Annotated in this window: 22 protein-coding genes and 1 tRNA gene; 7 read left to right on the forward strand and 16 right to left on the reverse strand. The window is 65.6% G+C overall.

Features of this window, described 5'->3' with window-relative positions; genetic code table 11:
- Window positions 1–54 precede the first annotated feature (54 nt).
- From CVO77_RS04215 to CVO77_RS04255, 9 genes are all read right to left on the reverse strand, one after another.
- Entirely contained in the window at window positions 55–1,359 is a 1,305-nt protein-coding gene (locus CVO77_RS04215) for a tyrosine-type recombinase/integrase (RefSeq protein WP_158258001.1), read from the reverse strand.
- Between the two features lie 225 nt (window positions 1,360–1,584).
- Window positions 1,585–1,661, reverse strand: a tRNA-Met gene (locus tag CVO77_RS04220).
- A 378-nt stretch (window positions 1,662–2,039) separates the two neighbouring features.
- On the reverse strand, window positions 2,040–2,789 hold the full coding sequence (locus CVO77_RS04225; RefSeq protein ID WP_105998040.1) for an alpha/beta fold hydrolase: 750 nt from the start codon (window positions 2,787–2,789) through the stop codon (window positions 2,040–2,042).
- A gap of 155 nt (window positions 2,790–2,944) precedes the next feature.
- Complete coding sequence (gene mltG, locus CVO77_RS04230; protein ID WP_105998041.1) at window positions 2,945–3,862, reverse strand: endolytic transglycosylase MltG; 918 nt, start codon at window positions 3,860–3,862, stop codon at window positions 2,945–2,947.
- Window positions 3,863–4,147: 285 nt separating this feature from the next.
- Window positions 4,148–5,410: a beta-ketoacyl-ACP synthase II gene (gene fabF / locus CVO77_RS04235; RefSeq protein ID WP_105998042.1), complete on the reverse strand. Its 1,263-nt coding sequence runs from the start codon at window positions 5,408–5,410 to the stop codon at window positions 4,148–4,150.
- Window positions 5,411–5,580: 170 nt separating this feature from the next.
- Window positions 5,581–5,817, reverse strand: coding sequence for an acyl carrier protein (locus CVO77_RS04240; RefSeq protein ID WP_003039428.1), 237 nt, complete (start codon window positions 5,815–5,817; stop codon window positions 5,581–5,583).
- 192 nt (window positions 5,818–6,009) lie between these two features.
- Window positions 6,010–7,752 carry a tetratricopeptide repeat protein gene (locus tag CVO77_RS04245; protein WP_105998043.1) on the reverse strand — a complete coding sequence of 581 codons (1,743 nt, stop codon included), beginning with the start codon at window positions 7,750–7,752 and terminating at the stop codon, window positions 6,010–6,012.
- 477 nt (window positions 7,753–8,229) lie between these two features.
- Complete coding sequence (locus CVO77_RS04250) at window positions 8,230–8,631, reverse strand: VOC family protein (RefSeq protein ID WP_105998044.1); 402 nt, start codon at window positions 8,629–8,631, stop codon at window positions 8,230–8,232.
- A 77-nt stretch (window positions 8,632–8,708) separates the two neighbouring features.
- The gene (locus CVO77_RS04255; protein WP_158258002.1) at window positions 8,709–9,236 is read right to left on the reverse strand and encodes a DUF3617 domain-containing protein; all 528 of its coding nucleotides are present in this window, start codon (window positions 9,234–9,236) and stop codon (window positions 8,709–8,711) included.
- A 104-nt stretch (window positions 9,237–9,340) separates the two neighbouring features.
- Here CVO77_RS04255 and uvrB point away from each other — a divergent pair, with 104 nt between their 5' ends.
- Window positions 9,341–11,527 (forward strand): excinuclease ABC subunit UvrB, encoded by a 2,187-nt coding sequence (gene uvrB, locus CVO77_RS04260; RefSeq protein WP_105998045.1) that lies wholly within the window; start codon window positions 9,341–9,343, stop codon window positions 11,525–11,527.
- Window positions 11,528–11,623: 96 nt separating this feature from the next.
- Window positions 11,624–13,138 carry a S10 family peptidase gene (locus tag CVO77_RS04265; protein WP_105998046.1) on the forward strand — a complete coding sequence of 505 codons (1,515 nt, stop codon included), beginning with the start codon at window positions 11,624–11,626 and terminating at the stop codon, window positions 13,136–13,138.
- A 78-nt stretch (window positions 13,139–13,216) separates the two neighbouring features.
- On the opposite strand, the gene CVO77_RS04270 is transcribed toward CVO77_RS04265, so the two are convergent.
- On the reverse strand, window positions 13,217–13,654 hold the full coding sequence (locus CVO77_RS04270; protein ID WP_105998047.1) for a hypothetical protein: 438 nt from the start codon (window positions 13,652–13,654) through the stop codon (window positions 13,217–13,219).
- 80 nt (window positions 13,655–13,734) lie between these two features.
- Here CVO77_RS04270 and CVO77_RS04275 point away from each other — a divergent pair, with 80 nt between their 5' ends.
- Entirely contained in the window at window positions 13,735–14,430 is a 696-nt protein-coding gene (locus CVO77_RS04275; protein ID WP_105998048.1) for an NRDE family protein, read from the forward strand.
- A 92-nt stretch (window positions 14,431–14,522) separates the two neighbouring features.
- On the opposite strand, the gene infC is transcribed toward CVO77_RS04275, so the two are convergent.
- A complete protein-coding gene (gene infC / locus CVO77_RS04280; RefSeq protein WP_105998049.1) occupies window positions 14,523–15,059 on the reverse strand; it encodes a translation initiation factor IF-3 in 537 nt (178 codons plus the stop codon).
- Window positions 15,060–15,229: 170 nt separating this feature from the next.
- Window positions 15,230–16,417, reverse strand: a complete 1,188-nt coding sequence (locus CVO77_RS04285; RefSeq protein ID WP_106000624.1) for a penicillin-binding protein activator — start codon at window positions 16,415–16,417, stop codon at window positions 15,230–15,232.
- Window positions 16,418–16,427: 10 nt separating this feature from the next.
- Between CVO77_RS04285 and rsmI the strand changes: the two genes are divergently transcribed.
- The 4 genes from rsmI to CVO77_RS04305 are packed head-to-tail and all read left to right on the forward strand — an operon-like array spanning window position 16,428 to window position 19,280.
- Window positions 16,428–17,288 carry a 16S rRNA (cytidine(1402)-2'-O)-methyltransferase gene (gene rsmI, locus CVO77_RS04290; protein WP_105998050.1) on the forward strand — a complete coding sequence of 287 codons (861 nt, stop codon included), beginning with the start codon at window positions 16,428–16,430 and terminating at the stop codon, window positions 17,286–17,288.
- Window positions 17,285–17,635, forward strand: coding sequence for a YraN family protein (locus CVO77_RS04295; RefSeq protein ID WP_105998051.1), 351 nt, complete (start codon window positions 17,285–17,287; stop codon window positions 17,633–17,635). Before rsmI ends, CVO77_RS04295 begins: the two co-directional genes overlap by 4 nt.
- A 57-nt stretch (window positions 17,636–17,692) precedes the next feature.
- On the forward strand, window positions 17,693–18,643 hold the full coding sequence (gshB, locus tag CVO77_RS04300) for a glutathione synthase (protein WP_105998052.1): 951 nt from the start codon (window positions 17,693–17,695) through the stop codon (window positions 18,641–18,643).
- Between the two features lie 25 nt (window positions 18,644–18,668).
- Window positions 18,669–19,280 carry a DedA family protein gene (locus CVO77_RS04305; RefSeq protein ID WP_105998053.1) on the forward strand — a complete coding sequence of 204 codons (612 nt, stop codon included), beginning with the start codon at window positions 18,669–18,671 and terminating at the stop codon, window positions 19,278–19,280.
- Between the two features lie 12 nt (window positions 19,281–19,292).
- Here CVO77_RS04305 and CVO77_RS04310 read toward each other — a convergent pair whose 3' ends face one another.
- From CVO77_RS04310 to rph, 4 genes are all read right to left on the reverse strand, one after another.
- On the reverse strand, window positions 19,293–20,183 hold the full coding sequence (locus tag CVO77_RS04310) for a tyrosine-type recombinase/integrase (RefSeq protein WP_105998054.1): 891 nt from the start codon (window positions 20,181–20,183) through the stop codon (window positions 19,293–19,295).
- 167 nt (window positions 20,184–20,350) lie between these two features.
- Window positions 20,351–21,505, reverse strand: a complete 1,155-nt coding sequence (gene hemW, locus CVO77_RS04315; protein WP_105998055.1) for a radical SAM family heme chaperone HemW — start codon at window positions 21,503–21,505, stop codon at window positions 20,351–20,353.
- Between the two features lie 129 nt (window positions 21,506–21,634).
- A complete protein-coding gene (gene rdgB, locus CVO77_RS04320; RefSeq protein ID WP_105998056.1) occupies window positions 21,635–22,261 on the reverse strand; it encodes an RdgB/HAM1 family non-canonical purine NTP pyrophosphatase in 627 nt (208 codons plus the stop codon).
- Between the two features lie 58 nt (window positions 22,262–22,319).
- Window positions 22,320–23,036 carry a ribonuclease PH gene (gene rph / locus CVO77_RS04325; RefSeq protein ID WP_105998057.1) on the reverse strand — a complete coding sequence of 239 codons (717 nt, stop codon included), beginning with the start codon at window positions 23,034–23,036 and terminating at the stop codon, window positions 22,320–22,322.
- Window positions 23,037–23,160 lie beyond the last annotated feature (124 nt).

Consider the following 23,160-nt stretch of genomic DNA (forward strand, 5'->3'; position numbering starts at 1 on the left):
GCGAGGACGGCGGCAATTTGTGACAGCAATCCAGTGCGTTGCATGAGGCCCTCCCTAGAAGGCGAATTGCAACTGGGGGCTTTGCCGCAACGGCGGCCGGGGTGGAGGAGCGACGGGCGGAGGGCTGACGGGAGCCTGCTCTTCGGCGTCGGGGGCCGCCGGATAGGGATAGGGCACGCCGAGAAAGCCGGCGACTTTCATTTCTTCGGCGATCTCGACCAGCGACCGCTCCCAGCGGGCGAAGCCGTCGGCGCGCAGTTCGAGTTCGTCATTCTGGTCGTAGATTGCCTCCAGCCCCTTCTTCTTGTGGTTGAGCATCATCTCCGCGATGTCGCGTTCGATCCCGACGCGGCGCGCGTGCGAGCGGAAGGTGCGGCGCAGATCGTGGAAGTGCCACCGCGCCAGCCGCTCGCCGGCGAATTTCTCCATCCGGGCGTGAACGCGGTCGCGCGACTTGAACCAGCCGTTGCGCTGCGGGCCGTCGACCCTCGGCGACGGGAAAACCCACTCGTGGTTGGTCTGGGAGAGGCGCTGGCCCCACGGCGCCAATGCGACATAATTCGGCTCGCCATTCTTCGACCTCTCGGCCGGAAGCGTCCAGAGGCCATCGACGATTTCGGATGCCGGCAGCTCGAAGAGTTCAGTCCGCCGCGCGGCGGTGAGCAAGAGCAGGCACAAGGCGCGGCGATAGAGATGGGGTTCCTCGACCAGTGCCCGAAAGAACCAGCCGATCTCCTCGACGCTCAGATAGCGCTTGTTGCGGATCGGGCCGGTGGCGAACCAGTTGGAATTGAGCGTCGGGGCGGGATGCGCTTTCAGTCCGATTCCGGCGATATGCCCTTCGCGCCCTGAGCACCAGCGAAGGAAGCAACTGAGTTCGCCCGCAAGCTTGTTGGCGCGAACCTTCGAGGCTTTCGACTTGGCATAGACCACATCCCAGCATTCGTCTTCGGTCAGCAGCACCAGCCGCTTGCGGCCGATCTGCGGCCGGATGTCGCGATCGAAGATCACCTGCTTGTCGTAGAGCGTCCGGGGCTTCAGAATCTTGCGGTCGCCGCGGTGCATCACCTCCATGTAAAGGAGGTGCGCTTGCTCGACCGTCAGCCCTCGCGCCTTCTTCGACCGGATGCGGGCTCGGGGGTCCTTGCCGCGTTCGGCGTCCTGGTTGAGTTCCATCGCCCATTCGCGCGCCGCAGCGATGGAAAAGGCCGGGAAATTTCCGAGTTTGAGCCTGACGACGGTGTCCGTGCCGATCACCCTGCGGCGATAAATCCAGCCCTTCCGGCCGGCCTGATCGACAAGGATAAAGAGCCCGACGATCTCGGGGTCGAAATATTTGCCTTCGGCAAGCCTGTCCAAGGCGGAAGGGCTTAATTTCAGGTAGTTTTTCATGGATTGCCTCGATGCGTTCGAGGCGATGAAACAATGACACGCACGTTAACACAACGTGTGTCCGATTGTGTCTCGGAGTGTCCTGAAGGGTCCGGTCGGCCCCAGCCAAATTGAATCGGCGCACCATCATCCCATCACCTAAACTCGGCAGAAAACTGCCGAAAAATGCGAGGTTTGATGCTGATTTATATCTGGTAGCGGAGGAGGGACTCGAACCCCCGACACGCGGATTATGATTCCGCTGCTCTAACCTGCTGAGCTACTCCGCCCCGAAAGGCCGCCGCGACGGGCGAGCCGCGCCTATAAGCAGGCTGTTGGCGCCGGTCAATATCATGTGCGCACGCCGCGAATATTGCGGGCGGCCGGAAAATGGACTGTGCGCCATCGGTCGAAATGGGGCTGATCGGCCGCGTCCATCACTGCGGTTGCAATGATGGACGCGGCGCCAGAGACCCGGAAAGGGAGGGGAAAGCCCGGGTCGGTTGGCTCGAGACGGGAGGGACGCAGCGATCGGGGGGAGGATATGCCGTCGTCCATGGGACGCCCTTTCTCGTGACCGCGCCAATGACGCAAAGCCGCCGCGCGATCTAATCGATTAATATGGTCACAATGATCGACCCCGCCGATAGCGTGGAAAAGCGCCCGCTTTACAGACCGTTCCAATAGTCGCGCAACGCCGCCGCGACCTCGGCCGGACGCTCGGCGATCGCCCAATGCCCCGCCCCTTCGATGATGGTCAGTGGCACGCCGGTATTCGCCGCGAATCGCCGCGCCACCGACAGTTCGACATAGGGATCGCCCTCGCCCCAGATTAGCGCGCCGTTCGCGGGCAGTTTGCCGATGTCTCGCGCCCAGTCATGCGCGAAGCTGAGCCCCTTCGCCGATCGATAGAGCTTCAGGATCGCGCGCCTTTTGTCCTTGTTCGCCCATTGCCCGGCTTCTTCCGCGGCGATGTCCGCCGGCATCCCCTGCGCCGCAAGGCCCTGGGCGAGCTTGGCCGGCGCGCTCAGCGCCATGAAGATTTCGCCGAGAATCGGCGTGTTCCAGATTCGCGCGATCCGGTGCCCGCGATAGTCGGGGTCGATCACCGCGTTCGATACCGCCCAGCTTCGGAACAAATCGGGCCGCAGCATCGCGGCGCGCTGCGCGATCAGCGCGCCCCAGTCGTGGCCGACGATGTCGATCGGGCCGTGCGCGGCGGCCAGTGCCTCGGCCTCGGCCACCGCCCAATCGGCATAGGCTTCCTTGGTCGCGGCAAAGCCCGTAGGCAGCGGGCCGATGAAGCCGGGGAGCGCGGGAACCGCGACGGGCGTGTCGCCGAGGTCGAGCGCGGCGAGCAGCGGGCGCCAGATGGCGGGGCTGTCGGGGACGCCGTGAAGGAAGAGCTTTGCGGTCATCGTCGTCCCTCTTTTCGTTATCCCGGCGAAAGCCGGGATCTCACCGTGGGTTGATCCGCAATGTCGAGATCCCGGCCTTCAGCCTTTGGCTGAAGTTTATCCTGAGCGCCTGCCAAGGCAGTCGAAGGGCCGGGATGACGATCGATTGGGAATCCTTACTCCATTTCCCCGCGCTCGCGCCGTAGCGCATACCATTTCTGGACATTGGCATTATGCTCGGCGAGCGTGCGCGCGAAGATATGGCCGCCGTCGCCCTTGGCGACGAAATAGAGATAGTCGTTCGCCTCGGGGTCGAGCACCGCGGCGATCGACGCCTTGCCGGGGTTGGCGATCGGCCCCTTGGGCAGGCCGATCATGCTGTAGGTGTTGTAATCGTTCACCGCGAGGATTTCGGAGCGCAGGATGCGGCGGCCAAGCGGCTTGCCCTTGGTGATCGGGTAGATGATCGTCGGGTCGGCCTGGAGTTTCATGCCCACCGCGAGACGGTTGGTATAAACGCCCGCGACGGTGCGGCGTTCGGAGGGGACAGAGGTTTCCTTCTCGACGATCGAGGCAAGCGTCAGCGCTTCACCCCGGTCTTTCGCCGCGGTGCGCGGGGTGCGCTTTGCCCAGAGTTCGGCGAACGCCTTGTCCATCGCGGCCTGCATCCGCGCCACGACCGCGGCGCGGGTTTCGCCGGTGGTGAAGGCATAGCTGTCGGGAAGGATACTGCCCTCGGCGGGCACGGGGATGTCGCCCTTCAGGCGCGGTTCGGCCATCAGCCGGTCGCGGACCATGATCGAGGGCATGCCTTCGGGAATCATGACGAGGCGCTGGATCGTCTTGCCCGACTGGAGAAGACTCAGGATATCGCCCGCATCCATGCCTTTTTTGATTCTATACTCGCCGGGCTTGATCGGATCGCCGCCGCCGAAGAGGCGCGCATGGTTGCGAAAGCTCGCCGCCGAAACCGCACCCGCCTGTTCGAGGATCTCGCCTGCCCTGGCGATGCTTGCGCCGGGCGGAATGACCACCTCGGCATCGCGCGGCGCGCCGCCCGAGCAGGCGGCGAGCAGCAAGGCCATCATCGCCATCGTCAACCAGCGGAACGGACGCACGCACTTCTCCCGTCGGTCATCGCCCGATGGCTTAAGGACACAAAAGACCCGCATGTGCAGGGCTTTTTTGTGTCCTTTGTGGCTTTAAGCCGAACCCGAGCGGCCTCATCGCTGCTAGAGCATGGCCGCGCCCTGTAGGAAAGAGGGATTTGCGATCCGCATCGTCATTGCGAGGAGCGAAGCGACGAAGCAATCTCCAGCTAGCGTCAGGACGGGCTCTGGCTGGAGATCGCTTCGCTGCGCTCGCAATGACGAAGGCGATCAGTCCTCGACCGCTTTGACGATCAGGCTGGCGTTGGTGCCGCCGAAGCCGAAACTGTTGTTGAGCGCGGCGCGGACCTTGCGTTTTTTCGCGACGTGCGGGACGAGGTCGGCGCCTTCGGTGCCCTCGTCGGGATTATCGAGATTGAGCGTCGGCGGGACGATCTGGTCGCGGATCGCGAGGATGCAGAAGATCGTTTCGACCGCACCGGCGCCGCCGAGCAGATGGCCGATCGCGGACTTGGTCGAGCTCATCGAGACATTCGCCATCGCGTCGCCAAACAGCCGCTTCACCGCGCCAAGCTCGATCGTGTCGGCCATCGTCGAGGTGCCGTGGGCGTTGATATAGTCGATGTCGTCGGGGGTCATTCCCGCCTTCTTGAGCGCCGCCTGCATCGAGCGGAAGGCCCCGTCCATTTCGGGGTCGGGCGCGGTGACGTGATAGGCGTCGCCCGACAGGCCGTAACCGACGACCTCGGCATAGATTTTCGCGCCGCGCGCCTTGGCATGCTCATATTCCTCGAGCACGACGACGCCCGCGCCCTCGCCCATCACGAAACCATCGCGGTCCTTGTCATAGGGGCGGCTCGCCTGTTCGGGGCGGTCGTTGTAGCTCATGTTGAGCGCGCGCGCCTGCGCGAAACCGGCGATGCCGATCGGACAGATCGTCGCCTCGGCGCCGCCCGCGAGCATGACGTCGGCATCGTCGTCGCGAATCATCCGCGCCGCGTCGCCGATCGAATGCGCGCCGGTCGAGCAAGCGGTGACGACGGCGTGGTTCGGGCCCTTCAGTCCATATTTGATGCTGACCTGGCCCGAAATCAGGTTGATCAGGCGGCCGTGGACGAAGTGCGGCGAAACGCGGCTCGGACCTTTTTCGGCGAGCAGCAGGCTTTCGCTCTCGATCCCCGGCAGGCCGCCGATGCCCGAGCCGATCGAGCAGCCGGCGCGAACCTTCTGTTCTTCGGTAAGGTCGGTCAGGCCCGCGTCCTCGAGCGCCTGGCCCGCCGCGTCGATGCCGAAGATGATGAACGGATCGACCTGGCGCTGCACCTTGTGATCGACGCGCTTGCTAGGATCGAAGCCATATTCGTGATCGGGGCCCTTCACCTCGCACGCGATCGTGCATTTCTGGTCCGACGCGTCGAAATGGGTAATGGTCCCCGCGCCCGATTTACCGGCGATCAGATTTTTCCAGGTGGTTTCGACATCGGCGCCCAGCGGCGTCACCAAACCCAAACCTGTCACGACAACCCGGCGCATAGACATTCCTTTCGTCGGCCCCTGCCTCCCGCGGGAGGCCGCATCAACTCGTTGGACGCGCGTCCATAAAAAAGGCTTCCCGGCCACTGCGCGCGAACGCTCGGGACCGGGAAGCCGGAAACGCGTGGGCGGCGTCGCCGCCGCGTCCGGCTACGCCGGACAGAGCCATGTTAGCCCTTGTTCGCTTCGATATAGTCGATCGCATCCTTGACGGTGGCGATCTTTTCCGCCGCATCGTCGGGGATTTCGACGCCGAATTCTTCCTCGAACGCCATCACCAGTTCGACGATGTCGAGGCTGTCGGCGCCCAGGTCGTCGATGAAGCTCGCCTCTTCGGTAACCTTGTCGGCTTCGACGCCCAGATGTTCGACGACGATCTTCTTAACCTTTTCGGCCGAATCGCTCATGCACAGTTCCTTTTTTCTGACTATGTCGTGAATGTTGGATTTTTCCCTAGTGCCCAGCGTCCGGGCTGGCAAGAGGGCTGGCATCGCGCCGCCCCCGATCCATTTCCCTTCCCGCCCGCCGGCCCCTGCGGCGAAGATAGGGGGGCCGCTCCTCGCCTGCAAGTCGCGCAAACGGGCGGCCGCGCCTTCGCGTCAGGGCCTCGGCGCCGTCGACGGGATACCCGATTCGCGCACCGCCGCCGCCGCGCGCTCGATCACCGCGGGCGTGATCATGAACTGTCGCAGCACCGTTTCGGGCGCCGCATCCGCGGGCTGCTTCGTATAGTCGAGCAGGCGACGCCAGCCGACGCGCGCTTCGGGTAAATGTCCCTGACGTGCCAGCACGATCGACCGGATGAGCAGATATTGCGGTTCCAGCTTGCTGGGCGACGGGACGCGAGCGAGAATCGCCATCGCCCCTTCCTGATCGCCCGCCTGCGACCGGACGAACGCCAGCGTCACCGCCGGAACCCCCGGATAGGAGGAATCGAGGTCGAGCGAGCGCTGCAACAGCAGCCCCCCCTCTTCGCTCTGACCGCAGGCCAGCTTGAACAGCCCCATGAACCCGGAAAGGTCGGCGTCATAGGGGTTGAGCCGCAACGCGCCATTGCCCATCGCCAGCCCGCCCGCGCAATTGCGGCCATAGAAATTCGCGCGCGCCATCGCGAACTGCCCCGCCGCCGTGCCGGCGCCATTTTCATAGGCGCGGAACGCCAGCGCCCGCGCCTCGGCGAACGCCTTGGCCCCCTCGGGCGTGTCGCGCCGCGCCTGCCAGTCGCTGAAGCGAAGCAGCGACAGCGCGTTCAGCGCGACCGGGTCGTTCGCCTTGCGGTCGAGCGTCGCGCGCAGGCAGGCATCGACCTGTCGCGCGCCCTGCGGACTGCGCATCTGCCGCATCCGGTTGAATTGCGCGAGGCAGGGATAGCCGGGGGCGAAATCGTCGGGGCGCCGCTGAACCTGGTCGCGCACGATGACGCCATAATCGCCCGCGATCTGGGCGATCGCGGGATCGATCGCGGCGAATCCGGGCATTTCGCTCTCGGCCAGGTGGAATTGCTGCGACCAGATGGTGCGCTGGTCGGCGGTGCGATTGAGCACCAGCGTGATGTCGGCCGGTCCGTCGATCGTGCGGACGATCGAGGCGTCGAGCCGGTAATCGGCAGGCGCCGCCACGGCAGCCGGTCCGGCGCTGCGCAGATCGACCAGATCAAACCGGCGCAGCCCGTCGCGAAGTCGGCTTTCGAGCGCGCGGGCTAGCGCGCGCGATATCGGTGTGTCGCCCGATTGGGGCATCGAAATCTCGAGCAGCGGCACGGGCTGTGCGGCCGAATGCGACAAGCGCGCCCAATGAGTCGATGCCCACCATCCGGCGGCGAGCGCAAGCGCAACGATCAGCGCTATCCAGCGCCAGCGGAGTCCGAACGAGCGGCGCGCCGAAGCCGTCCGGCCATCGGGGCGTGACGGCGACGCGGCCTTACCGGACGCGTCGGCCGCTGGTGCGTCATCCTCCCCGGCCGTCGGCCGCACCGGAGGCGAAGCGCGGCGCTGAACGACGATCTCATAGCTTCCCTGCGGCACCCGCAGCCGATGCACCCACGCCGTTTCGGCATAATAGCGGTCGAGCAACGTCCTGAGCCGCCCCACCATGACGCGCGGATAGCTATCGACGGCGGGGTCGAAATCGGCGTTGCGGCCCAGCGCTTCGGTCGCGATGGCATAAGCCTTGGGCGCGCTGCGCCCGCCTTGCAGGCGATGCTCGACCAGGAACTGGAGCAACCGCGACAGGACCGGCGACCGCGTGAACAGCGGCGACGTGCGCAGCCGCTCATATTCGGCCGCGACAATCCGGTCGTCATCGTCGCGCCCCGGAAGCTGGTTCGTTGTCGTGCGGTCCATGCAACCCTCTAATGCCCTCGTCGTGGCGCGCGGTAGATACGCCATTCGACGGGGGCGGCCACCGATTTCCCAATGATGTAACGGTAACAGCCTATCCCGGCCTTATAACAAAATCACGACCCCGCTCCAAATGGCCCGGAAATTGGGGCTCAATGGTAAAGAAAATATTGCCATCCGGCTACACGCCGCGACGTGACCCATTGTAACTGCCATCTCCCCCCGGGGCATGAGATCGTTCAACGGTCGCGACACGCCATCGGCTGTCGTGGTTCGGACCGGGCCTGGTGCTCGATCCGGGCGAATGGGGTCGCAAGACCGAAGGGCGCGAGCTGGTCCCTGGCGCCTTTCGATACGTCTTGGGGCTCCATTGAACAGCGACTTCGCCGGGCGGGCATGCAGCCCCACCTGCATCCCTCCCGGCAAGTCCATCGTTCCGCGCCCCCTCATTTCCCAGCCCCTCCTTTTCCGGCCTGCCGATCAGGCAGGCCCGATCCTGAACGCGCAGAGCTTGTTGCCGTCTGGATCGCGGAAATAGCCGGCGTAAAAAGCCTGCTCGCCCTCCTCGCCGCGAACCCCGGGCGCGCCTTCGCAGGTGCCGCCAAGCGCGAGAGCCTTCGCGTGAAGCAAATCGACCTTGGCCCGCTCGTCGACGACGATCGCGGCCATATGGCCGTTCCCACGCTCGGCCGGCGCGCCGTCATAGGGGCGCGTCACCGCGATCCCCGGCTGGCCCCAGCCGGTGCCATAGAGCGTGAAGCCATTCGCTTCGGTGTCGGACATCCGCATCAGCTCGCTCGCACCGATCGTCCCGAGCAGGCCCGAATAGAAGGCACGGGCGCGTTCGAGGTCGTTCGTTCCCATGGTGACATAGCCCAGCATCGCATTCCTCCTCCGCAAAGAAGAAGGGCGCCGATTCACACCGGCGCCCTTCGGGTTTTCCTGTACGACGAGAGCCCTCAGCTCTTGGTCGTCGCCGCGCCGTCCTTGCACGGGCCGGTGTGGGTGCTCGTCATCTGCAGCACCATTTCCATATCGCCCTGCCCGTTCGGCACCTTGCCCTTGGTCGTGATCGTCACGTCGGTCTTCTTGGCTTCCATCGTGCCGTTCATCGCCATGTCGACCGTCTGGCCGTTGGCGGTGCAGGTGCCCGCGACGTCGATCTTGCCGCCGGCGACCTCCTTCTTCGCCCATTTGCACTCGCCGCCGCTGCCAGGGCCCTTGGCGAGTTCGGACGCGATGTCCTCCTTGTCGACCTGTTCCTGGGTGAAGCACTGGTCCATGCCGCTGGCGCCTTCCATCATCTTCGCCATGCCGTCCTTCATTTCGGGCGGCATGCCGGGGACTTCGAATTTCACCAGCTTGACGTCGGTCTTCCAATTGCCGGCCTCGCGCTTCACCGTGCCGCCGGCATTACTCTCGCTCTTGCCGCAGCCGGTGACCGCCAGCGCAACCCCAAGGGTCGCGATCGTCAGAAATTTCTTCATGGATTTCATCCTCCTGTTGAGCAGATCGGAAACTCGGTCGCGACCGTTTCGGTTGCCCACCATATTGTTTGTGGTTGCGCACCATCGATACCATATTGGCGCTAATGGCAATCCAGATTCGCACATCGCTCGACGAAATCGACACCGGCGAGGCCTATGTCCCGCATCGCCCCGCACGCCCCGAAAAGGTCGAGGGCGGCAAGCGATTCGAGCTGGTTAGCGACTATGAGCCCGCCGGCGACCAGCCGACCGCGATCCGCGAACTGGTATCCACCGCGCAGGGCGGCGAGCGCGACCAGGTGCTGCTCGGCGTCACGGGGTCGGGCAAGACCTTCACCATGGCGAAGGTGATCGACGAATTGCAGCGCCCGGCGCTGATCCTCGCGCCGAACAAGATCCTCGCGGCGCAGCTCTATGGCGAGTTCAAGAGCTTTTTCCCGAACAATGCGGTCGAATATTTCGTCAGCTATTACGACTATTACCAGCCCGAAGCCTATGTGCCGCGGTCGGACACTTACATCGAAAAAGAGTCGAGCGTGAACGAGGCGATCGACCGCATGCGCCATTCGGCGACGCGCGCGCTGCTCGAACGCGACGACGTGATCATCGTCGCGTCGGTGTCGTGCCTCTATGGCATCGGGTCGGTCGAGACCTACTCCGCGATGATCTTCGACCTCAAGAAAGGCCAGGTCGCCGACAATCGCGAGATCATCCGCAAGCTCGTCGCGCTGCAATATAAACGCAACGATCAAGCGTTCGCGCGCGGCAATTTCCGCGTCCGCGGCGACAGCCTCGAAATCTTCCCGTCGCACTATGAGGATATGGCGTGGCGCGTCAGCTTCTTCGGCGACGAGATCGAGGAAATCACCGAATTCGACCCGCTGACCGGCAAGAAGATCGCGACCCTCAACTATGTCCGCGTCTTCGCCAACTCGCACTATGTGACCCCCGGTCCAACGCTCAAGCAGGCGAGCGAAGCGATCCGCCACGAACTCGCCGAGCGGCTGAAGGAGCTTGAGGCCGAGGGCCGGTTGCTCGAAGCGCAGCGCCTCGAACAGCGCACCCATTTCGACCTTGAGATGATCGCCGCGACCGGAAGCTGCGCGGGGATCGAGAATTACAGCCGCTTCCTCACCGGCCGCCTGCCCGGCGAACCGCCGCCGACCCTGTTCGAATATCTCCCCGACAATGCTCTGCTCTTCGTCGACGAAAGCCACCAGACGATCCCGCAGATCGGCGCGATGTCGAAGGGCGACCATCGCCGCAAGATCACGCTGGCCGAATATGGATTCCGCCTGCCCTCGTGCATCGACAACCGGCCCTTACGCTTTGCCGAATGGGACATGATGCGGCCGCAGACGGTCAGCGTGTCGGCGACGCCGGGGACGTGGGAGATGGACCGCACCCAGGGCGTCTTCGCCGAACAGGTGATCCGCCCCACCGGCCTGATCGACCCGCCGGTCGAGATCAAGCCGGTCGAGGAGCAGGTTGACGATCTGATCGCCGAGGCGAAGAAAACCGCGGCGGCGGGATACCGCACGCTGGTCACCACCCTCACCAAGCGGATGGCCGAGGATCTGACCGAATTCCTCCACGAGGCGGGGCTGAAGGTCCGCTATATGCACAGCGACGTCGAGACGCTCGAACGCATCGAGATCATCCGCGACCTGCGCCTTGGGGTGTTCGACGTCCTCGTCGGCATCAACCTGCTGCGCGAGGGGCTCGACATCCCCGAATGCGGGCTCGTCGCCATCCTCGACGCCGACAAGGAAGGGTTTCTGCGCAGCGAGACCAGCCTCGTCCAGACGATCGGCCGCGCGGCGCGCAACGTCGACGGCCGCGTCATCCTCTATGCCGACCGCATCACCGGCAGCATGGAACGCGCGATGCGTGAGACCGATCGCCGCCGCGAGAAGCAGAACGCCTATAATATCGAGCATGGCATCACGCCGACGACGATCAAGCGCAATATCGGCGACATCATCGCCCATGTCGCGTCGAAGGATCAGGTCACCATCGACCTGGGCGACGACAAGCCCGACCATATGGTCGGCCACAATCTGCGCGCCTATATCGCCGACCTCGAAAAGAAGATGCGCGACGCCGCCGCCGACCTGGAATTCGAGGAAGCCGGCCGCCTGCGCGACGAAATCCGCAAGCTGGAAGCCGACGAGTTGGGGTTGCCAACGGGCGAGCAGGTCGTACCGCGCGTCGGGCGCAGCAACGAGGGCAAGCCGGGAACGCGCAAAGGCCGGTTCGGGAAGCAGAGCAAGACGAAGTGGGGGCGGTGACGATCGCTTCGACCAAGCGCCATTGCACACAGACCAGCAACCTTGCCGCTCCTCCCCGTCCCGCTTAGGCTTCGCGCCTCAAACGGGGAGAAAATCATGAAAACGGGTCTGTCGATCATCGCGCTGGCGCTCGCCGTCGCTGCGCCTTCGATTCTTTTCGCACAGGACGCGCCGACCGAGAAGGCGGCCGACAAGGCGAAGACCGAAAAGCCGGTCGATTATACGCCCCAGACCCACACGACCAAGCTCTCCGGCACCTTTGGCGGCCAGCGGATCGCCTATGCCGCGACGATCGGCGAGACGATCCTCAAGAACAAGGACGAGGTGCCCGAAGCCGCGATCGTCACCACCGCCTATATCAAGGAACCGCGCGACCCCAGCCGTCCGGTGACTTTCCTGTTCAACGGCGGCCCCGGATCGGGCACCGTCTGGCTGATGATGGGCGCCTTTGGCCCCAAGCGCGTCGCGATCCCCGGCGACGCGCGCGACGACGGCGCCCCGCCTTACCCGATCGTCGACAATCCCGACGCGCTGCTCGATGTCACCGACGTCGTCTTCATCGATCCACCGGGCACGGGCTTTTCGCACCTGATCGGCAAGGCCGACCCCAAGAATTATTATGGCGTGACGCAGGACGCCAAGGCGGTCGCCGAGGTGATCCGCCTGTGGCTCAACGACAATGGCCGCTGGAACAGCCCCAAATTCCTCGGCGGCGAAAGCTATGGCACGACGCGCTCGGCGGCGGTCGCCAACCAGTTGATGAACGAAACCTTCAACGATGTGGGGCTGAACGGCATCATCCTGATCTCGACGGTGCTCGACTTCGCGGCGGGGGCCGACACGCCGGGTAACGAACTCAGCTATATCACCAACCTGCCTTCGATGGCGACGACCGCGCTCTATCATGGCAAGGCGAGCGCGCCGTCGGTCGAGCAATTCGCCGAGGAAGCGCGGCAATGGGCGATCGGCCCCTATGCCGCCGCGCTGCTGAAGGGGCAGAAATTGCAGGGCGAGGAACGCGCGGCGGTCCGCCGCGAACTGGCGCGCTTCACCGGCCTGTCGGAGGATTATCTCGAACGCGCCGACCTGCGGGTGACGCCCAGCCGCTTCTACAAGGAACTGCTCCGCGATCGCGGGCTGACGATCGGGCGGCTCGACAGCCGCTACACCGGCAAGGATTATGACAATGCGGGCGAAGAGCCCGACAACGACCCGAGCTTCTATGGCATCGATGCGGGCTATACCGCCGCGATCAACAGTTGGGCGCGCGACACGCTGGGGTTCAAGACGGATCGCGAATATCAGTCGATCGGCAATGTCGGCCCATGGGACTGGCGGATCGGCGGGCGCGACACCAACGCCTATCTGAACGTCGCGCCCTATATCGGGCAGGCGCTACGCGAAAATTCAGGCCTGCGGGTGTTCGTCGGCCAGGGCTATTATGATTTCGCGACGCCCTTTTTCGCCGCCGAATATGCGCTGTCGCGCACCGGCATCCCACAGGACCGCATCGAATATAAATATTATGGCGCGGGCCACATGATGTACCTGCGCGGCGAGGACCGGCACAAATTGGCCGAGGATGTCCGGGCGTTTATTCGGGCGCGGTAGGCGGGTGGAAACCGATCAACCATCCCCGTCGCTCCCCGCATGCGCGGGGGCGACGGCTTATGCGATCGCCCGCCTCCTCTAACGCAGCACCCCGGCGGCGGCCTGCCGCCGCGCATAGACGAACAGCGCGATCAGCACGACCCAGATGATCGCGGTGAAAACCATCGGAAAACTGCCAAACAGACGCTGCAAATCGCCATAATGCAGGCCGAACTGATAGAGGCTGCTCACCGCCAACCCCGCGAGCGAGACCGCGAAGGCGGTCGCCGCATGGCGGTTGCGGATCAGAAGTAGCAGCGAGCCGAGGACCGAAGCCCAGACCCCGAACGCCCAACCGATATTCGCCCAGACCGGAAAGCCCTGAAAATAGGCCTGCTGATCGGCGGTAAAGGACGCCAGATAATCGGCGTTCCCGAGCTTGGTCATCGTGTAGTCGAACGCGCCGATCGCGTTCCAGAGCAGTGATACGATGCCGACCACCCAGATATGCCACGGCGCCTGCCTGTTTTCGGTCATGTCCGTCTCCCCCAGAAAGATCGCCGGAAACTATCATGCTTCGCTTGGCAAAGCACCAGCAAAGCGCGATAGGCGCACGCATGTGCGTCGTCGCCCTCGCCCACCGCGTCCATCCCGACTGGCCGCTGATTTTGATCGGAAACCGCGACGAATTCCACGCACGGCCCGCCGCGCCGTTGGCCGAATGGGACGACGGCAGCGGCATCGTCGCGGGGCGCGACCTCCAGGCGGGCGGGACATGGCTTGGCGTGCATCGACCGAGCGGGCGCGTCGTGGTGGTCACCAATGTTCGCGGCGCGATGCCCGATCCGGCAAAGGAATCGCGGGGACAACTCGTCGTCGACCTGCTGCGCGGGACCGGGCGCTTTGCCGATCCGGGCGAGGCCGATCTCGACCGGTTCAATGCGTTCAACCTGTTCGCGGTCGATGGCGGTGCACGGCGGTTCACCAACCGCCCGCAGCGGCTGGTTACATCTCTGGAACCTGGCGTCCATGCGCTCGCCAACGAGCCGGTCGACCAGCCTTGCCCGCGCGCCGAGCGGCTGCGCGCGGCGCTGGCGGCGGTGGTCGAGGCCGGAACCGCTCCCGAAGGCCTGCTCGATACGCTGACCGCCGAGAGCGATCCGGCGTTGTTCCTGCTTGGCGATGTTTACGGCACGCGCGCTTCGACGCTTGTCGCCATCGCTGCCAATGGAAGCGTGCGCATGATCGAGCGCCGATACGAAGCGGGCGGCCGTCCCGCTGGAACGACCGCCCTGCAATTTCGTCTCGGCTGAAATTCATCCGTCGTCCCCGCGAAGGCGGGGACCGCTGGAGATATAGCACAGGATAGATAGCGGCCCCCGCCTTCGCGGGGGCGACGGAAAGATTATTTCGGCGCGATGACCATCAGCATCTGGCGGCCTTCGGTGCGCGGGTGCGCCTCGACCTTCGCGATTTCCGAGGTCAGCTCGGCGACGCGCTGGAGCACGTTCAGGCCAAGCTGGGTGTGGCTCATCTCGCGGCCGCGGAAGCGCATGGTCATCTTGACCTTGTCGCCTTCGCCCAGGAAGTCGAAGACCTTCTTCATCTTCACGTCGAAATCATGATCGTCGATGTTCGGACGCATCTTGATCTCTTTGATTTCCTGCGTCTTTTGGCTCTTGCGTGCCAGGTTCGCCTTTTTCTGGGCTTCGTATTTGAACTTGCCCACGTCGAGGAACTTGCACACCGGCGGATCGGCATTGGGGGAAACCTCGACCAGATCCAACCCGACGGAGGCGGCCTGCTCGATCGCTTCGGCCGTCAGCATCACGCCCAGATTCTCGCCTTCCTCATCGATCACACGGACCTTGGGCGAAGCGATGAATTCATTGTATCGCGGGCCGTTTTTGGGCGGCATCGGCGCCATCGAGCGGCGAGTCATCGGCGGTGGTATAGCTGTATCTCCTGGTCGTTTAAGGCAGGCGTGCGGAATCGACGCGATCGACGCACGCCACGCTCATATAGTGATGCTGGGCGCGCCGTAAAGGCCACCCGTGGCACAAGGATGACGCTTTTCATCCGACTGTGGCGGCTAAGCCACGCCGCGACGCATCACCATTTCGTCGGCGCCGGGTCGATCACGCGAAAGCCGCCCGCCCCCACCTCGCTCACTTCGAGCGCGCGCACCGCGATGCCGCGATTGTTGAAGCGGAAGATGCCGTCGATGCCGCCGAACCCATCCGCGGCGAGCAGGCGCGATACAGGAAAGCTCGTCCCCGGCTTCCAGTCGCGCGCGATACGCACCGTCAGCAGCACCGAATCATAGCCGAGGCTGGCGAGCCGGTACGGCGTCTTGCCGTAACGGGTACGGTATTTGGCGGCGAGCTGGCCGTAGAGGCCATCCGACACGCTGGCGAACCACGATCCGCGCATCGCCGCACTGCCGCCGAGCGCGGCGTCGGTGTTCCACAGCTCGGTGCCCAGGATCTGCTTGTCGCCGCTGCTTTTCACCACCGGAACGGCGCGGATCGCGTTGCCGCCCGAATCGGCGATCAGCACCGCGTCGATGGCGCCCGCATTGGCGAGCCGCCGCGCCGCGCCGGTCAGCGCGGTCGCGCTGCGGTCATAGCTCTCGATCGCGACCAGCGTCCCGCCGGCCGCCGTCACCGCGGCGCGAAACGCCGCGGTCGAGCGCTCGCCATAAACCGTCTTGGGGACAAGCGCGCCAAAGCGCTGCTGCCCCTTGCTCCGCGCATAAGCGACGACGCGCTCGACCGATTGGCCGGGGACGAAGCCCATGATGAAGACGCCGTTGCCCGCGACGCTGCTGTCGTTCGAGAAGCTGAGCACCGGCACTTTCGCCGCGCGCGCGATCGGCGCCACCGCGGCGACATCCTCGCTGAGCAGGGGGCCGAGGATCAGCCGGTTGCCGTCGGCGATCGCCTGGCGCGCCGCGGCAGCGGCGCCGAGCGCGGTGTCATAGGTGGTGATGCGGACCTTTTCGGTGCGCGAATCGAGCAGGGCCATCGTCGTCGCATTGGCGATCGCGGTGCCGACATCGGCATTGGTACCACTCTCCGGAACGAGCAGCGCGACGCGGTGGCGATCGGTGTCGGTCGGCAGGCCGGGGCCCACATTGTCGCCGCCATTTTGCGGTGGTGGCGGGGTCGCGGGACCGCTGGCCTTGGGCACCATCTGGCACGCGGCGAGAAAACCCGCCATCGCCATGACGCCAAGCCCGCGCAGCAATTGCCGACGCGGTGACGCATATGCTTGGCGCTCGGCAGCAGTTTCTGCCATTTTCGGCTCCATGCCGGATTCGACCATCTCAAAATCTCCCTTGCCCGGTCTCTATATCGTTGCGACGCCCATCGGCAACCTTGGCGACATCAGCGCCCGCGCGGCCGCGACGCTCGCCTCCGCCGACCTGATCGCCGCCGAAGACACGCGCGTGACCGCAAAGCTGCTGTCCCATCTGGGTTTGCGTGTGCCGATGACCCCCTATCATGATCATAGCGACGAACGCGTCCGCGCCGCCTTGGTTGCGCGGATGGCGGCAGAAGTCGTCGTCCTGGTGTCGGATGCGGGGACGCCGCTGATTTCGGACCCCGGCTACAAGCTCGTCCGCGATGCGCGCGCGGCGGGGCGGCATGTGACCACCCTGCCCGGCGCCTGCGCCGCGATCGCCGCGATCACTTTATCCGGCCTGCCGAGCGACCGCTTTCTGTTTGCAGGATTCCTGCCCAACAAGGCGAAGGCACGCGCCGACACGATTGCCGAATTCGCGGCGCTGCGCTCGACGCTGGTCTTTTATGAAAGCGGGCCGCGACTGGCGGCGGCGCTCGGCGCGCTGGCCGCCGGGCTCGGCAACCGCGAGGCGGCGGTCGCGCGTGAGATCAGCAAGCTTTTCGAGCAATGCGTCACCGGCACGCTCACCGACCTCGCCGCACGCTATGCCGATGCGCCGCCAAAGGGCGAGATCGTGATCGTCGTCGGCCCGCCGGGCGAGGCGATCGCCGAGACAGCCGACGACGCAACGATCGATGCGGCGCTGCGCGCCGCGATGGCCGACAAGCCCGTCGCGCAGGCGGCAAAGGCGGTCGCCAAGCAATATGGCCTCGACCGACACGCAATCTATGCGCGCGCGCTGACGCTGAAGGAACGGCCATGAACCGTGCCGCCGCCGAGGCGCGCGGGCGCAAGGCCGAGCGCCGCGCGGCCTGGTGGCTGCGCCTCCACGGCTGGCGGATCGTCGGCGAACGGCTGCGCGTGGCGGTCGGCGAAGTCGATCTCGTCGCGCGGCGCGGGCGGACGCTGGCGTTCATCGAGGTCAAGTGGCGCGAGCGGCCCGAAGACCTCGACCTCGCGATCGACGAACGGCGGCTGCGGCGCGTTGCCGCGGCGGCCGCGATGCTGGCGCCGCGCCTTGCGAGGCCAGCCGACGACATCCGCATCGACGTGATGCTCCTTGCGCCGAAGCGTTGGCCTCGCCATCTGGTCCACGTCTGGCAGCCGTGACGGCGTTGAACAGATGACCCCCTCCCCGTCAGGGAGGGGCTTGAGAAGGATAGACGAATGACCCTGCGCGCAGCCGTGCAAATGGACCCGATGGACGCGATCAACATCCAGGGCGACAGCAGCTTTTACTTGATGCTGAAGGCGCTCGAGCGCGGCTATGCCATCTATCATTATGACGTGCGCGACCTGACGTGGGAGGCGGGGCGGCTGACCACCAAGGCGCACCGCGTCGTCGAAGCGAAGCGCGTGCCGGGCGATCATTACACGTTCGGCGAGCCGGTGACGCTCGACCTCGGCCGCGACGTCGATGTCGTGCTGATGCGGCAGGATCCACCCTTCGACCTCGGCTATCTGACCGGCACCTGGCTGCTCGAGCGGATCGCGAACGAGACGCTGGTCGTCAACGACCCGGTGTCGGTGCGCAACGCGCCCGAAAAGGTGTTCGTGCTCGACTTCCCCGAATATATGCCGCCGACGATGGTCACGCGCGACCTCGACGCGGTGAAGGATTTCCAGGCGCGTTACGGCGCGGTCGTGATCAAGCCGCTGCACGGAAATGGGGGGAAGGCGGTGTTTCGTGTCGACGCCGACGGTGCGAACCTCGGCGCGCTGGTCGAGCTGTTCGGACAGGTCTGGCCCGAGCCGTTCATGGTCCAGCAGTTCCTGCCGAGCGTCAGCAAGGGCGACAAGCGCATCGTCCTGATCGACGGCGAATTCGCGGGCGCGATCAACCGCAAGCCCGGCGAAGGCGAATTCCGGTCGAACCTGGCGGTCGGCGGCTATGCCGAAGCCGCCGGATTGACCCCGCGCGAGCGCGAGATTTGCGACGTCCTAGGCCCGCGACTCAAGGAACGCGGGCTGCTGTTCGTCGGCATCGACGTGATCGGCGGCGAGTGGCTGACCGAAATCAACGTCACGTCGCCCACCGGAATCGTCGCGATCGACGGCTTCGACGGCACCGACACGGCGGCGATGATCTGGGACGCGATCGAACGGCGGATCGGCTGACGCGCTCGCGCGTTCCCTCCTTTGCATGACCGGCTTCATTCTCGATCTCATCCAGGGGTGGGGCTATTTCGGCATCTTCGTGCTGATGGTCCTCGAAAATGTCTTTCCGCCGATCCCGTCCGAAGTGATCATGGGCCTTGGCGGCATCGCGGTCGCGCAGGGGCGCTTCGATTTCTGGACGTTGATCGCGGTCGCGGTCGCGGGGACGACGGCGGGAAACTGGGTCTGGTATGCGATCGGGCGCTGGATCGGTTACGAGCGGCTCAAACCCTTCGTCGACCGGCATGGGCGCTGGCTGACCCTCGACTGGGCGGAGGTCGAACGCCTGCATGGTTTTTTCCTGAAATATGGCCCCGCGATCGTCTTTGCGGCGCGCTTCATGCCGGTGGCGCGGACGATGGTGTCGCTGCCCGCGGGCATGGTGCGGATGAATCAGGCGAAATTCCTGCTCTGGACCGCAGCGGGATCGACGATCTGGATCAGCGCGCTCGCCGGGGCAGGCCATTGGTTCGGCAGCCGCTTCGCGAATCTCGACGCCTTTGTCGGGCCGGTCGCGCTGGTCGCGATCGGATCGCTGGTGCTGATCTATCTGTGGCGGGTCATCACCTGGCGACCGCACCGGGATGACGACCGTTAAAAGGAACGTCACCTAGGCCCGCGGATGCGCGTGCCGGTAAATATCGAGCAGATGCGCGGCATCGACCGCGGTGTAGACCTGTGTCGAGGCGAGGCTGGCATGGCCGAGCAATTCCTGGAGGCTGCGCAAATCGGCGCCGCCCGCCAGCAGATGCGTCGCGAAGCTGTGGCGCAGCGCGTGCGGCGTCGTGCGTTCGGGAAGGCCCAACGCCCGCCGCGCCGTGCGCACGCTCGCGCGGATCACCCCCGGCGCCAGCGGGCCGCCACGCGCGCCGAGGAACAGCGCCGTCTCCTTGCCGATCGGCCACGGGCAGGCCTCGGCATAGCGCGCCACCGCCGCCGCGACCGCGGGCAGAATCGGGACGATGCGCGTCTTGTTCCGCTTGCCGGTGACGCCCAGCGTCTCGCCGAGCGGCAGCGCGGCGCCGGTGAGGCTCAGCGCTTCGCCGATCCGCAGCCCGGCGCCATACAGCAAAAGCAGCAGCGCGAAATCGCGCGCGCCGACCCAGCCCTCACGGGCATTGGCCTCGACGTCATGCGCAAGCCCAAGCGCTTCGTCGGGCGCGACGGGGCGCGGCAGCCCCTTTTTGACGCGCGGCCCGCGAAGCTGCGGCACGCTGGCGTTCGAGCCGCCGACAAAGCGCAGGAAGCCGCGCAAGGCCGAAAGCTCGCGCGCCGCCGACGCATTGCCCAGCCCCTCGGCGCGGCGGTCGGCGAGATAGGCGCGCAGATCGTTCGGCGTCAGCGATTGGAGCATCGGCGCATCGACCGCGCCGCCGCGATGGTACGACAGGAAGGCGCAGAAACGCTCGGCGGTCGCGATATAGGCGCGGCGCGTATGCTCCGACCGGCGCTTTTCGTGCGCCAGATGGGCGTCCCAGTCGCGGATGATGTCTACGCTCACTCAAAACCCGTTCATCGAAACCACAAGCCGATAGTAAAGCAGGATCGGCGCCGAATAAAAGCCTCCGTGCTCCCGCGACGGCGGAAACCCATCACCGGTCGGTGCGATGTTGAACCGGCGGGAGATGGGTTCCCGCCGTCGCGGGGACACGCGCTGCTTTCAGATGCTCAGCCTGCTTGCGCCGTCCGCACCACCTCGGCAAGGATCGAGTCGAGCAGCAATATCCCGTCCTCGGTTACCGCCAGCCGGTCGCCGTCCTGCACCAGCAACCCCTGCCCCGCGAGCCGCGCCACCGCATCGGCATCGACGAACGCCGCGCGTTCCAGCCCGCTGCGCCCCTCGACGCGCGCGAGGTCGATACCCTCGGTCAGGCGCAGGCCCATCAACATGGCCTCGGTCGCGCGTTCGCGTCCTGGCAGGTCGGTCTCGACCTTGAGCCCGTGGCCGTTACGCCCCACCGCCGCGATGAAATTCTCGGGCTTCCTGTGCCGCTCGGTCGCCTGGCCCAGACGGCGGCCATGCGCGCCGGGACCGACGCCGGCATAGTCGCCATAGCGCCAATAGGTCAGATTGTGGCGGCTCTCCTCGCCCGGCCGTGCGTGGTTCGATACTTCGTAGCGCGGCAGCCCGGCGGCGCGCGTGATCGCCTGCGTCGCGTCGAACAGATCGGCGGCGGCATCGCCGTCGGGAATGACGAGATCGCCCTTCGCCGCGAGCGTCGCGAAGCGCGTGCCGGGTTCGATGGTGAGTTGGTAAAGCGACAGATGGCCGGTGCCGAACGCCAGCGCGGCACCAAGTTCGGCCTCCCACGCCGCAAGCGACTGTCCGGGGCGGGCATAGATGAGGTCGAAGCTGACCCGCGCAAAATGCGCCTGCGCCGCCGCGATCGCCCGCCGCGCCTCGTCGCCGCTGTGTGCACGCCCCAGAAATTCAAGCACTTGCGGATCGAAGCTTTGAACGCCGATCGACACGCGATTGACCCCGGCGGCGGCAAGATCGGCGAAATTGGCGACCTCGACCGAATTGGGGTTCGCCTCGAGCGTGATCTCGCAATCATCCGCGAGCCCCCATGCCGCATCGGCCGCCGCGATCACCGCCGCGACGGTTTCGGGCGGCATCAGGCTGGGCGTGCCGCCGCCGAAAAAGATCGACGAGACCGGGCGGTCGGGCAGCAGCGCCGCCTCGTGCCGTAGATCGGTGAGCAGCGCCGCGCGCCACGCCGCCTGATCGACAGCCTCGCGCACATGGCTGTTGAAGTCGCAATAGGGGCATTTCGACACGCAAAACGGCCAATGGACATAAAGGGCAAGCGGTTCGGGCATTGCGGGCGCTATAGACTCAACTTAGGTTCACGTCGCCCCCGCGCAGGCGGGGTGCCGCTGAATACCTGACTCCATCGTTGCGGCGTAAATCGACAGCGGCCCCCGCCTTCGCGGGGGGCGACGATCAGGTCAGAACACGCCCACCACCAGCTTCGCGAAAGCATCGGCGCGGTGGCTGATCGCATGCTTCTCCGCCGGGTCAATTTCCGCATAAGTCAGTGACTTGCTAACCGGAACGAACACCGGATCATAACCGAAACCCAGCAACCCGCGTGGCGGCCAGGTCAGGCTGCCCTGCGCGCGGCCCTCGAACACCTCGGCATGGCCGTCGGGCCAGGCGAGCGCGAGGGTGCAGATGAAGGCGGCGCTGCGGTCGACGTCCGGCCCCTGTTCGGCGAGCAGCCCTTCGACCTTGCCCATCGCCATATACCAGTCGCGGCCTTCTTCGCCCTCGAACCATTGCCGTTCGGCCCAGTCGGCGGTGTAGACGCCGGGCCGCCCGCCGAGCGCCGCGACTTCGAGCCCGCTGTCGTCGGCGAGCGCGGGGAGGCCCGCCGCCGATGCGCTGGCATGCGCCTTGAGCAGCGCATTTTCAACGAAAGTCGTCCCGGTCTCCGCAGGCTCGGGCAGGCCCAGGTCGCCCGCCGACACCGGGTCGACCCCAAAGGGCAGCAGCAGCGCGCGGATTTCACGCACCTTGCCCGCATTATGGCTCGCGATGACGAGCTTGCCGGGGGTGAGTTTGCGATGGGTCATGCTGTGCCCTCTCCCTATTTTCGTCACCCCGGATCGGGTCCGGCATGACGAAAAGAGATTACCGTCCCACCGCCTTCGCCTGCGCGGCGAAGATGTCGGTGCAGCCGATGCGCGCGAGACGCAGCAGGCGCAGCAGGCCTTCCTCGTCATAGGTCGCGCCCTCGGCGCTGGCCTGCACCTCGACGATCTGGCCGCGGCCGGTGAGGACGAAATTGCCGTCGGCCTCGGCGTTCGAATCCTCGTCATAGTCGAGGTCGAGCACCGGCGTGCCCTTGAAGATGCCGCACGAGATCGCCGCGACCTGATCCTCGATCGGGTCGGCGGTCAGCGCCTTGCTCGCGATCAGCTTGTCGACCGCAAGGCGCAGCGCGACCCACGCGCCCGAAATCGACGCGGTGCGCGTGCCGCCATCGGCCTGGATAACGTCGCAGTCGATGACGATCTGCCGCTCGCCGAGCTTTTTCATATCGACGACCGCGCGCAAGCTTCGCCCGATAAGCCGCTGAATTTCCTGCGTCCGTCCCGACTGCTTGCCTTTCGCCGCTTCGCGGCTGCCGCGGGTATGGGTGGCGCGGGGCAGCATGCCATATTCGGCGGTGACCCAGCCCTGCCCCTTACCGCGAAGGAACGGCGGCACTTTTTCCTCGACGCTGGCGGTCACCAGCACCTTGGTGTTGCCGAAGCTGACGAGGACGCTGCCCTCGGCATGGATGGTGAATTCGGTTTCGATGGCGATGGGGCGCATCTGGTCGGGCGCGCGGCCGGAGGGTCGCATGGGTGATCCTTTCGATTGATGATTGCCGCCGCCCTTAGGCCGCCGCCCGCACCCGCTCAAGCGCATAGCGAAGAAATCGGGGATTTCGTCGCACGGGTCGCCGCCGCCGAGTGGACGCGGGGGG

The sequence above is a fragment of the Sphingopyxis lindanitolerans genome, assembly GCF_002993885.1.
Lineage (GTDB): Bacteria > Pseudomonadota > Alphaproteobacteria > Sphingomonadales > Sphingomonadaceae > Sphingopyxis > Sphingopyxis lindanitolerans.